The following is a 12,042-nucleotide window of genomic DNA, read 5'->3' on the forward strand; positions in this document are numbered from 1 at the left end:
ATGTCAACGGCTAGTCAACGCAGCATTACCTCAAGCCATCGGCATAAGTATCTATACCTGTAGCATCCTGCCTGCTTTTTGTTCTCTTTAGTCGAATGGGCGGCTCCCTCATACTCGACTTCCACCGCCAAATCTGAGTGTTTCTACGCACCCTCTGGAATACTACTGACGTAGAATTAAGCTTCTTTAATCTCTGGGTTAATAAAAGATTAATAAAATATAAATTTATCAAGAAGTTGTCAATAAGATTGTTAAGCAAAATTTTAGCAGGTCTTATTCCTCTATTAATGTTCGCTTAACCAAAAATGCTTTTAATAGAGATATCAGTGAAAATACTTAAAAAGCTAAACTAAGCCTGCTTTTAAAAATTAGCAGAACTTTAAAATGACCTTTTTGGCAAAAAAAATTAGGAGTTAACTTAATGATAAAAACAATTAGTCTTGCAGCACTGGCTATCAGTGTAAGTGTAGTTTTTCCATCTACAGTAAAGGCTGCTGTTCTGAATAAAGGATTTGAACAAGGGTTTCAGAGTTGGAAAGCCCTAGGCGATTATCGAATAGAAACTTCAGATTTTGGAATTAAGCCATTCCAAGGAAAAAACCAGGCTTTTCTCTCAACTGCATACCAAGAAACTTTTAGTCTCGACAATAATTCTAATCCGATTATTGGCGGTAATGCTGCTCCCGTCACTTTCATTTCTGGCTTTGCTGAAGAAGAAACTTTAGAAGGATTCTTGGGTTTCTCAACTTTCTTGGGCGATCAATCTTTATACGCTCTAGCGACCGCAGAGCCGATTGAGGGATCTGCCATTAAGCAAACTTTTAAAGGCAGTGCTGGGCAAAAGTTATCTTTTTCTTGGAACTTCCTCACGAATGAGGCTGTTGAGCAATCTGCGGTTGATGACTTTACATATCCTGATTTTAATGACTTTGCTTTTGTAAGTCTTCAGTCAGATTCTGGTACTCAATTCTTTAATTTAGCGGATACGATTTCAAAATTCAGTAACTCTTCAAGTGTCTTTAATAAAGAAACTGGATGGCAAGCTTTTTCTTATATTCTTCCAGCCTCAGGGGAATATACTTTAGGGATTGGGGTTGTGGATGTTGGGGATGGAACACGGATTTCTGCCTTAGTGGTTGATGAGGCAGAGGCAGCAGTTGTTCCTGAAAATACTCCTACATTGGGTATACTTCTTTTTGGAACTTTAGCAGCAGTAACCAGGTTAAAGGGTAGAAAGAAAAATTCAGGTTTGTTGTCTTAAAAAGATTATTTTAGCGTTTTTTATACTTAGAGACGCAATGAATAATTTTCGGTTATTTCTGTAATTCTTAGATTCTCTCCAAGGCTCATTAAGTGGGAGCAAAGAAGCAGCTTAGAGGATGTCTGAAAATTCATAATCGAGACGCTGAAACAGTAGAGATACCCCTAAATCCCCCTTCAAAAGGGGGACTTTGAAAAAATTCTCCCGCTGAAAAGGGGAGGCTAAGGGGATCGAAGCAACTTCTTACGTTTTCTTGCACTTTGGGAAGAGCAAGATTGAGAGATGCTGAAGTTTTGTCTTCAAACTTTAACTGAAATGTACTAGATGCGCGAATAATTGCGCCGTGTATATTTACCTGTAGATTAATCATCCCGAAAACCCGGATCGTCTTCGCGGCTGAAAGTGGATGTCGGTGGAATCGGAGGTGACGAGGAATTAGATGAATTATTATAAAAGCCTAGTAGCAATCCAGAATTATCAAAATATCGAATCCAACGATCAATTTTAGGTTCTGTCTGCCAATCAGAACGATACACTTTTGAAAATAGAAGCGGGGCTACTTGTCCTTTGACATCACCGAAAATTCTGATATAAATTTGTGTAACCTCCGGATTTTGTGCGAATCCCTGCTCGACAGAATTGCTAGCAATCGATTCTGCTTGCTCAAGCACGTCTTCAAAACTTTGATTGGTGTTCGGGCTAAAAATTAGATCGATTTGTTGGCGTTCCGGTTGTTGAGTTGTAAACTCCTGAATTTGAGAGAAAACAGGGGGAGCGATCGCGCTCAATCCTGTAAAAATTAAAAATGTGGCTGAAACGATGCCGCGATGGATACCCATTGCTGTTACTCGTTAAAATTTTATCGCTTTATTCCTTCTACTGAAAGTCCTTTTTGACACAGCTTATCTTTGCGATCGCACTTCAGCACTAACAGACTAACACTCGTAGAATTAATCAGCCACTAAGCGAAGGTTAATTCTCAGTAAAGACGAAAAATAGAAGCGGGTAGTTAGGTATAGTGAATTTAAGTAAAAATCTTCTCCAATGGAGCCTAACTGTGCTGCTGAATGGGAATTGCGATCGCAAACTCTGTACCTTGCCCCGGTTCGGAAAGGCAGTGCAATTGACCTCCGTGTTTTTCTACCACAATTTGATAGCTGATCGATAAACCTAACCCCGTACCTTTGCCTACGGGTTTGGTTGTAAAAAAGGGATTGAATAGCTGTTTTTGCATGGCTTCCGTCATCCCTAGACCGTTATCGGCAATGCTAATTAATACCCGATCGGAGTTGACAACAGAGGTGCGAATGCAAATTTTAGGGATGTAGGACTTAGTATTTTCTTCCCCACGCTCTATTCTCTCTTCTAAGGCATCGATTGCATTCGTCAGTAGATTCATAAAGACTTGATTCAATTGTCCGGCATAGCATTCTACCTGCGGCAAGTCGCCGTATTCCTTTATTAGTTGAATGCCAGGATGGTCAGGTTTTGTCTTCAGGCGATTTTGTAGAATCAGGAGACTGCTCTCAATCCCTTCATGAACATCAACCGCCTTCATTTCTGCTTCATCCAGGCGGGAGAAGTTCCGCAGCGATAAGACAATCTGACGAATACGCTCAGCACCTACTTTCATGGAAGTTAGCATCTTAGGAAGGTCTTCGATCAGAAAATCTAGATCGATAGCTGCCATTTCATCTTGAATCTCAGGGACTGGATGGAAATAGTGCTGTTGGTAGAGCTGTAGTAGATTCAGGAGGTCTTTGGTGTATTCGTCTGTGTGAGCTAAGTTGCCATAGATAAAGTTAACGGGATTATTAATTTCATGGGCAATACCGGCAACCAACTGCCCTAAACTCGACATTTTTTCTGTCTGTACCAGTTGAGCTTGGGTTTGTTGGAGTTCGGAGAGGGTTTGTTCGAGTTTGGCGGCTTGTTCTTGGAATTGTTTGGCAGTGGTGCGGGTGGCGGCGTAGAGTTCGGCTTGGTTAATCGCGATCGCAAGTTGGTCGGTTACAGCGTGCAGCAGTTCGACTTCCCAATCTCTCCAAGGTCTGGGTGCAGAACTCTGGCAACAACTCAGGATACCAATGGTACCCGATCGAGTTTGAATGGGCAGCACCAAGATAGAGGCGAAGCCCATCGAACGAAGAAATTTACGCCACAGGCGATCGCTAGCGTATGCCACGCTTCGCGGCTTCTCGCTTGGCTGAGCTGCGCTTCGCGGCTTCTGGCTCAGTTTCTCGATATCATCTATCCGCAGCATTTCCAGGTTCAAAAGTTTTTGCCCCATCGATCCGACAGCAGCAATCGGGTAATAACCTCTGAGATCGGAAAGCTCCGAATTGCGAGCTTCCTTGACAATTGCCCAACCGGGTTCCTCTCTGTCAGGGTAATACCAGGCAAAATGACACCGCTCAATCTGCAACAAATTGCGGATCTCTTGCACGGTTGTTTCCAAAACTTTGTCTAAGTTAAGACTGTTACGGATTTGGCTAGCGAGACGGTTGAGCAAGTTTTCCCGCCTTGCTTGCTCTCTTAGTCGCGCCTCACTTTCGCGCAGTGCTTCTTCTGCCTGTCGGCGATCGGTGATATCCGTAATCATCGCAAAGGCTCCAGCATAATTCCCTGCTGAGTCGAAGATGGGAGAGGTCGAAACAATTGCCCATCGAAACGAGCCATCTTTGCGACATAATTTAAAATCAATCTTGGCCTCGATACCTTGGCGGCGAAGCTCGACTTGGCGAGCCGCGATCGCTTTCCCTTCATCATCCATGAAATCAAATAGCGACTTACCCTGCATCTCCTCAATGCTGTAGCCAAGCATTTCTGCCAGTGTGCGATTGACAAAAATCGTCTTGTTTTCAGCGTCGATCACCCAAATTCCTTCTAAGGCAGTCTCAATAAAGTGACGATAACGCTCTTCGGATTCTCGTAGCGCCTCCTCAGCAGCTTTACGCTCGGTGATATCCCGCGAGACGCCGACTAGACCTATGACATTTCCAGAAGGATCGCGCAAAACGCTTTTTGTAGAGAGATAAATCTTGGTGATTCCCATGATGGTGACAACTTCCTCAACCATTTCCGGTTCACCCGATGTCATAACGCGGCGGTCAGTTTCGTTTATCTGACGGGCAATCTCAGGCGGCAACAACTCGGTATTATCCTTGCCAATAATTTCCTCCACCTGCCGATTGAAAATCGTGCCAAAACCTGAATTCGCCATCACCACCCGGTATTGTAGATCCTTGACAAAGATGGCATCGGGTGTTCCTTCAATAACTGCCTGCAAGAGGCGATAGCTTTGTTCGAGCGCCAGCTCGGTACGCTGGCGCTCTAGCATTTCTTCCTGCAATTGCTCGTTGGCTTTCCTCAGTTCAGCCGTCCGCTCTTCGACCCTGATTTCTAGCTCAGCCTTTGCCTTTTTTAAGGCTTGCTCTGCCTGGTGACGCTCGGTAATGTCAATCCCCGTACCGATGATGTACTTTACCCCACCAGAGGAGTCAAGCAGCGCCGTATTCGACCAAGCAATCAAACGGCGATCGCGATCGCGCGTTAACCAATAGTTGTCATACTGGTTTGGAAACTGACCCGCTTGAAGATTTTTGAAGACCGCTTTGACAGATTCCACTTCTTCTGGCAGCAGAAATAAATCCCAGAATGGTCTGCCTCTGACTTCCTCCGCCGAGTAAGCAGTGGTTTGCTGGCAAGCTTGATTAAAAACGACAATTCGCCCCTGGGTATCGAGAACCACTACCAAAGTTGCTGCTGTATCTAGAACAGCGGCGACGAAGTTGCGCTCGTCCGGCAACACTTCCTCGGCGTTGAAGGTTACACGACTTTCTGACATATTTTTTGAGATGCTTATTCAGAATTTGTTGATTCTACATGATGGTGCTATTGGTTCAGATTCTTCAGCTACAAAAATTTGGATTAAAACTGTTTAACCAAGACTTGTGTTTGTGGGAAGCAAATTACAGCAGGCGAATCTTAATTTGACTTGGCTAGAACCGATTTTACAGACAAACCTGACTGCTTAATCGGAAGGTAAATTGCAAATTCTGTTCCTTCATCCATCTGGGAACTCACCATAATTTTTCCATGATGCTTTTCCATAATTTGATAGGAAATTGAAAGTCCTAAGCCAGTTCCCTTCCCGACATCTTTAGTTGTAAAAAACGGGTCAAATATTTTCTCTAGAATTGGTTGTGGGATTCCAGAACCATTATCCCGAATTCTCACAATTATCTGATTTTTTCCTAATACTTGGCTAGAAATAACAATTTGTTTATCTTCCCGCTCTTTCTGAGCCAGCAGTGCATCAATCGCATTACTCAGGATATTCATGAATACTTGATTGAGCTGTGCAGGATAACACTCAACAAGAGGTAACTTGCCATAGTGTTTAATAACATTAATCTCTTTTTTGAGACGGTTATTTAAAATTAACAGCGTATTATCCATGCCTTCGTGCAGGTCAACGGCTTTCATCTCTGCTTCATCAAGGCGCGAGAAGTTCCGTAAGGATAAGACTAACTCGCGAATTCGCTGCGTCCCTATTTTCATAGAAGACAGCATTTTGGGTAGGTCTTGAGCGATAAATTCTAGGTCAATTTTCTCTACAAAACTCTGAATTTTAGGCGCGGGATTAGAATATTGTTGCTGATAAAGTTTCACTAAGTTAAGTAAGTCTTGAACGTAGTCGTTCGTGTGTTGCAGATTGCCGTGGATAAAGTTAACCGGGTTATTAAATTCGTGGGCAATGCCAGCAACCATCTGACCGAGGCTGGACATTTTTTCGGCTTGAATCAGCTGAGTTTGAGTTTCTTTGAGTTCTTGCAATGTTTGTTCTAGTTGCAAGGCTTTATCTTGGGCAAGATGGGCAGAATTACTAGCGTCGGCGTAGAGTTCAGCTTGGTTAATTGCGATCGCCATCTGATTAGCGATCGCGCAAAGCAATGCCACATCGGCATCCGTCCAAGGTTTTGCTTCTTGGATGCGATTACAAATTATTAAGCCAATCCTACCGAATTGTGTTTGAAGTGGTAGCCCTAACACAGAAGCCGCACCCGTTGTCAATAACAGCTGCTGTAACGGCAGATCGTTGTTTAGAGTCTTGACATCATCGACGCGAACAATTTCTTGGCGCAGGATTTTCTCAGTAAATGCACCAAAGGCTTCATCCGGGAAAAAACCCACCCAACTACGAAGATCGGTCTTTTTGGCTTCCTTTACCGCTTCCCAGCTAACAGGCTCCATGTCAGGACGGTACCAGGAAAAGATGCACGTATCTAGGTGCAACCGATGATAGATTTCACGAACAGCCGTCTCTAGAATGGTATCCAGTTCTAGAGAGTCGCGGATCTGGCTAGATAAATGATTGAAAAGTTCTTCTTGAGCCGCCAGTTCTCGGAACCGGGCTTCCGATAGCCGCAACGCTTCTTCCGCGGCTTTGCGATCGGTGATGTCGGAGCAGATTGCTAAATATTGGAAAGGATTTCCTCGCTCGTCCAGAACAGGAACGATGGCAATATCAACCCAGTAATAAGTTCCATCTTTAGCTCTGTTCTTAATTTGACCTCTCCAAACCTTGCCGCTAGAAATTGTTGACCAAAGCTTCCTAAAAAATTCTGGTGGATGATAACCAGAATTAAGAATTCGATGGTCTTGTCCGCTCAGTTCTTTTGGGGAATATTTGGATATTTCACAAAATTTATTGTTGACATAGTTAATCATTCCTCTTCGATCGGTAATCGCAACAATCGCCGCCTGATCTAAGGCAAATTTGACGTCTGACAAATTTTTAAGCGATTTTTGGAGTGCTTCCTCTGCCTGCTTGCGTTTAATCCCTATGGCAATTTCATCGGCGGCAAATTCTAGCGCCTTGAAAATAGATTCGCTCAAGGTATGGCGGGTAAACATGGCAATCACCCCTACGAGCTGACCTTCGATTGTTAAGGGATAGCCAGCAAAAGCAACCATTCCCTCTCGCTTCGCCCAATCTTTATCGCTAACACGAGGATCGTCAAGGACAGAATTCGTTAAGTGTGGTTTTCGCTCTTGAGCAATCAGACCGATTTTGAATTGTCCGACTTTAACGCGGCGATGATTGCCGTTTAGGTGAGTGTATATTCCTGCACTAGCTTGCAGCTCTAGTACGTTTTCCTCAACATTGAGCATCCAAATGCGGGCGAATGCTGCATCCAGGTGTTTAACCACAGCCAAGACGCAGCGTTGCAGGATACCTTGTAAAGTGTCGCTTTGGGTGAGGGCAGATCCAATATCCGCACGAAATGCGGCTAGTCTGGCTCGCTCTGCCAGGGCTTTCTCAGCAGCTTTCCGCTCAGTGATGTCGTGGAAGTAGACCGAAAGCCCCTCTTCACTGGGGTAGGCACGGACTTCAACCCAGATATCGAGAGCTGGGTAAAATTCTTCAAACGTGATAGAGACTTGTTCAGCAACACTCTGGTGATATTGATTGTAAAAATTTGAACCAATTGCAGCGGGAAACCGATCCCAAATATCCGTGCCCAGAAGTTCTGATCGGGTTCTCTGTAAAAGTAGCTCTGCTTGCTTGTTGATATAGGTGAACTGCCACTGATGGTTGAGGGCATAAAAGGCATCCGTGATGCTTTCAAGAACCTTGAAGACTCGCCGGTTTGATGAGTGTAATGCCTCTTCTGTTTGCTTGCGATCGCTAATATCAAAGATTGCCCCGTCGAGACACAGAAGCTCTCCGGTGGAATTGAATATGCTCTGACCTTTCTCGTAGACCCATCGGATGCTTCCATCGGCTCGAATGATTCGGTACTCGATGATAAAAGGCTGTTTTTTCTCCACAGCCTCTTGAACCAGCCTATCCACCATCGCGCTATCTTCAGGATGGATAATACTGGCAAAACTGCGAACTTGATTGTGAATAAAGTCCCTAGATGGATAACCAGAAATTTCTGCGATCGCATCGCTGATAAACTCCATCTTCCAGTCGTCATCGCAGCTACACCGATAGATGGCACCTGGAATATTAGCAACCAAAGCTCTGAATTGCTGCTCGCTTTCCTGCCGTGCTGTTTCGGCGTGTATGCGATCGCTAATGTCACGGGCAACCGCATAGATTAAACCTTCTGGAGCAAAGGGGACGCACGTCCACTCCAGCCATTTATAGGAACCGTCTTTACAGCCGTAGCGGTTTATAAAGGAGCTAACCATGACTCCGCTAGCAAGTTTCCTTGCCTCAGCAATGCTGGTTGCTCGATCTTCAGGATGAATAAAATTCAACAATGGCTTTGCTAAAATTTCTTCGCCAGTGTAGCCAAGTGTTGTTTCAAAAGCTGGGTTTATCTGCTTAAAATAGCCGTCAAACCCGACGACACAAAGCATATCGAATGAAAGGTTGAAGAAGCGATGAAGCTGTGCTTGGGTTTGCTTCAGTTCCTGGGTGTGGGTGCCGACGCTGCGGATTAGCTGGTTGAGGGAGGTTGTCAGGCGTCCAACTTCATCCTCGGTAATTACGGGTGCCTGAAGAGTAAAATTTGCTTGTTCGGTAACTTGCTGAGCAATTTGAGTTGCAGTTTCCAGAGGATGCGCGATCGCTCGACTGGAATAGCGGGCGATTATCGCGGCGATCGCAATTGACAGCAACATACTGGTAACAATTATCTGGATTCGCAGTTTCTCTACCTGCTGTAAAGCGATCGCTGTTTCTTCCTCATCGTGATTAGCAACCTCAATCAATTTTGTTAAATCATCTGAGAGACTATCAAACTTAAGCGCCTCCTGAGTATTGGTAAAATTCAGCAAGGAATTTTGGATTATTAGAACTGTTTCAGGCTGCAACCCACCATCTTTATCAATTTTCTTTAAGATTACATTTAGGTTTTGGCTATAAACTTCTACAGTTCCGTCGTAAGTTTTCAACCAATTTTCGACTTCTGCAATCTCTTGAGCTGAATGCTTGAATAATTGAGATTCATTACCAAATAATTTTACTTGTGAATAAAGTTTTTCAACCTTTTCAATTTTCTCTACTAAGCGCAAAACTTCGCTGTGAAACTCTTTTGGTTTTCTTAACTGATAAATTAACTGTTGCTGCTGGTTTCTTGCTTCTAGTACAGCAATTTTCAAACTACTCAAAAGATAAGCTTCTTGCTGTGCATATTTGAGTTGCTGGGACATCTGTCGCTGGTAATATTCGCCAACGAGCAGCCCTGCACTCGCCCCCAAAGTTGCTATTCCAATGGCAACTGCATATCCATAACCAATTTTCTGCCGGATACTTAAGCGACGGATTAGCTGTTTTAGCCAATTATTCGGAGGTCTTTTAGAATGGTTTTCCGGAACAAATACAGGATCTAATTTTATTTCCTCTTCAGACACTTTTGGCTTGAAAGACTGCATCAACAGAAAACCTCCGTAACTACCATTAATTTAGGCAATTCGTAAAATACTCATTTTTGCCTGAGAAGCTTCGTTTATTTATAAAAAGTTAGTAATATAAAGTTTTGATGAAGCGAATTAACGATGTATACCTACGCACAAATAAAGTTAACAGATAGGGTGATACTGATAATGACAAGTATGAATATTTAAAATCATCAAACTAAAAGGGTCTAATTGGAATCAGCAAAATAGCTGAATCTTAATATTTATCAAAAACCTATTGTGCGATCTCAGGAAAATTACGACATAGAAGCGTGCAGGACGTTGCTAGAGAGCTTGGCGATCCGATAAGCTTTTGCAAAATGCCTCTGAACTGAGTGCGCTGCACCCAGACCTGTCAATGACTAATACTCCTTCACTGATAAGCCAAGATGCTGGGACGACAGGAGCGATCGCTTCTACCGACACATCCATTTGGCCTAACCTGCTACAACAGCTACTCGATCGGCAATCCCTGCCTCATGACCAAGCCGCCTCTCTCATGCAGGCATGGTTAAACGAGGAAATTCCACCAGTGCTATCGGGGGCGATTTTAGCCGCCCTGCAAGCAAAGGGGGTTTCGGCAGACGAACTCGCTGGGATGGCTCAGGTGTTGCAGTCTCAATCCTCCCCACTCAGCCCACTCGTCGAGAAGGCGAAGCGCCCACAGTCCCCCATCCTCACTCCAGTCATTGACACCTGTGGAACTGGTGGAGATGGGGCATCAACCTTTAATATCTCTACCGCTGTTGCCTTTGTAGCCGCTGCTGCTGGCGTCTCAGTTGCCAAACATGGCAATCGCTCGGCTTCGAGCAAAGTTGGATCGGCGGATGTCTTGGAAGCGCTGGGAGTTAACCTAAACGCCAGCAGTGAGAAAGCACAAGCCGCACTAGAAGAAGTCGGGATTACCTTTTTATTTGCACCCGGTTGGCACCCAGCGCTCAAAGCGGTGGCATCGCTGCGGCGAACCTTGAAAGTGCGGACGGTCTTTAATTTATTAGGCCCATTAGTAAATCCGTTACGCCCTACCGGGCAGATCATTGGGGTGTGCGATCCTAACCTGGTCGTGACGATTGCCCATGCTTTAGGACAGTTAGGAACTCAGCAGGCAATTGTCCTGCACGGACGAGAGAAACTGGATGAAGCTGGATTAGCAGACGCGACAGATTTAGCAGTGCTCTCTGGTGGTGAGGTACAACTGACAACGCTGCATCCCCACGAATTAGGCTTGACACCAGCACCCACCACGTCGATTCGGGGTGGAGATGTTGAGGAAAATGCCGAAATTTTGCGCGATGTCCTTCAAGGAAAAGGAACATCTGCACAGCAAGATGTAGTGGCTTTAAATGCGGCGTTGGCACTCCAAGTTGGGGGCGCGATCGCAATGGGTAGCCATGCGGAGGGCATTACAATGGCTAGAGAAATCTTGGGTAGCGGTACTGCCTGGTCGAAGTTGGAGCAGTTAGTTGAGTTTCTGAAAAATTAGCCATTCGCTCATGTTTTTTTGAATGGGCGATGTCTATACAGTAGGTCTCCCGATAGTAGGGGCATGACATTGCCATGCCCCTACAATACAATGCACCCAACCTTGGAATTGCTATCGTCGCCCCTTCAATTGGGAGCTGCCAAATGCGATCGCATTCTCACACAGTACCCCCTACCTCTTATCCCAACGGCTGTGAGATGCTAACTTACCAACTAAGAAGTAATTTCTAAAAACTAACCACTCCCTTATGTCTATTTCTTCTCCTCAACCAGCTCTGCTTGTCCTTGCCGATGGCACGTCGTACAAAGGCTGGTCTTTTGGTGCCCCTGGAACAGCTATCGGTGAAGTGGTCTTTAACACAGGTATCACCGGCTACCAGGAAGTCTTGACAGATCCCAGCTACTGCGGTCAGATTGTCACCTTCACCTATCCAGAATTAGGCAACACTGGCGTCAATCTAGATGATGAAGAATCGAATGGTCCCCAAGTGCGGGGCGCGATCGCTCGTAACATTGCCTCCCGTCCCAGCAATTGGCGTTCCAGCCAGTCTTTGCCCGATTATCTCAAGCAACACAACATTCCAGGCATTTACGGTATCGATACCCGTGCCCTTACCCGAAAGATTCGCTCTGCTGGTGCCATGAATGGCGCAATTTCCACCGAAATTCTTGACCCCGTTGAATTGTTGGAGAAAGTACAAGAAGCTCCCAGCATGGCAGGATTGAATCTAGTTCGGGAAGTGACCACTGCCAAAGTCTATGAGTGGTCTGACCCCACCGAGTCGAGTTGGGAATTTAGCCCTGGAATCCCCTCAGAAAGCGGGGAACCCCTCACGGTGGTTGCCATTGATTTTGGCATCAAACGGAACATCCTACGGCGT

At 45.0% G+C, this 12,042-nt stretch carries 6 protein-coding genes; 3 read left to right on the forward strand and 3 right to left on the reverse strand.

Annotated elements, in window-relative coordinates:
* Positions 1–421: 421 nt before the first annotated feature.
* Positions 422–1,261: a hypothetical protein gene (locus tag NDA06_RS04835; RefSeq protein ID WP_190984808.1), complete on the forward strand. Its 840-nt coding sequence runs from the start codon at positions 422–424 to the stop codon at positions 1,259–1,261.
* A gap of 362 nt (positions 1,262–1,623) precedes the next feature.
* Here the strand turns inward: NDA06_RS04835 and NDA06_RS04840 are convergent, their stop codons facing one another.
* The 3 genes from NDA06_RS04840 to NDA06_RS04850 form a co-directional block, all read right to left on the reverse strand.
* Entirely contained in the window at positions 1,624–2,100 is a 477-nt protein-coding gene (locus NDA06_RS04840) for a hypothetical protein (protein WP_190433538.1), read from the reverse strand.
* A gap of 212 nt (positions 2,101–2,312) precedes the next feature.
* The gene (locus tag NDA06_RS04845) at positions 2,313–5,108 is read right to left on the reverse strand and encodes a PAS domain S-box protein (RefSeq protein ID WP_190984807.1); all 2,796 of its coding nucleotides are present in this window, start codon (positions 5,106–5,108) and stop codon (positions 2,313–2,315) included.
* Positions 5,109–5,248: 140 nt separating this feature from the next.
* Positions 5,249–9,655 carry a PAS domain S-box protein gene (locus NDA06_RS04850; RefSeq protein ID WP_190984806.1) on the reverse strand — a complete coding sequence of 1,469 codons (4,407 nt, stop codon included), beginning with the start codon at positions 9,653–9,655 and terminating at the stop codon, positions 5,249–5,251.
* A gap of 382 nt (positions 9,656–10,037) precedes the next feature.
* Between NDA06_RS04850 and trpD the strand changes: the two genes are divergently transcribed.
* Together trpD and NDA06_RS04860 are read left to right on the forward strand one after the other, a co-directional pair.
* On the forward strand, positions 10,038–11,162 hold the full coding sequence (gene trpD / locus NDA06_RS04855; protein ID WP_190433664.1) for an anthranilate phosphoribosyltransferase: 1,125 nt from the start codon (positions 10,038–10,040) through the stop codon (positions 11,160–11,162).
* Between the two features lie 247 nt (positions 11,163–11,409).
* The coding region (locus NDA06_RS04860) for a carbamoyl-phosphate synthase domain-containing protein (protein ID WP_348251687.1) at positions 11,410–12,042 on the forward strand (633 nt) is incomplete at its 3' end.

It is taken from the genome of Trichocoleus sp. ST-U1, assembly GCF_039961835.1.
Taxonomy (GTDB): Bacteria; Cyanobacteriota; Cyanobacteriia; order Cyanobacteriales; family FACHB-T130; genus FACHB-T130.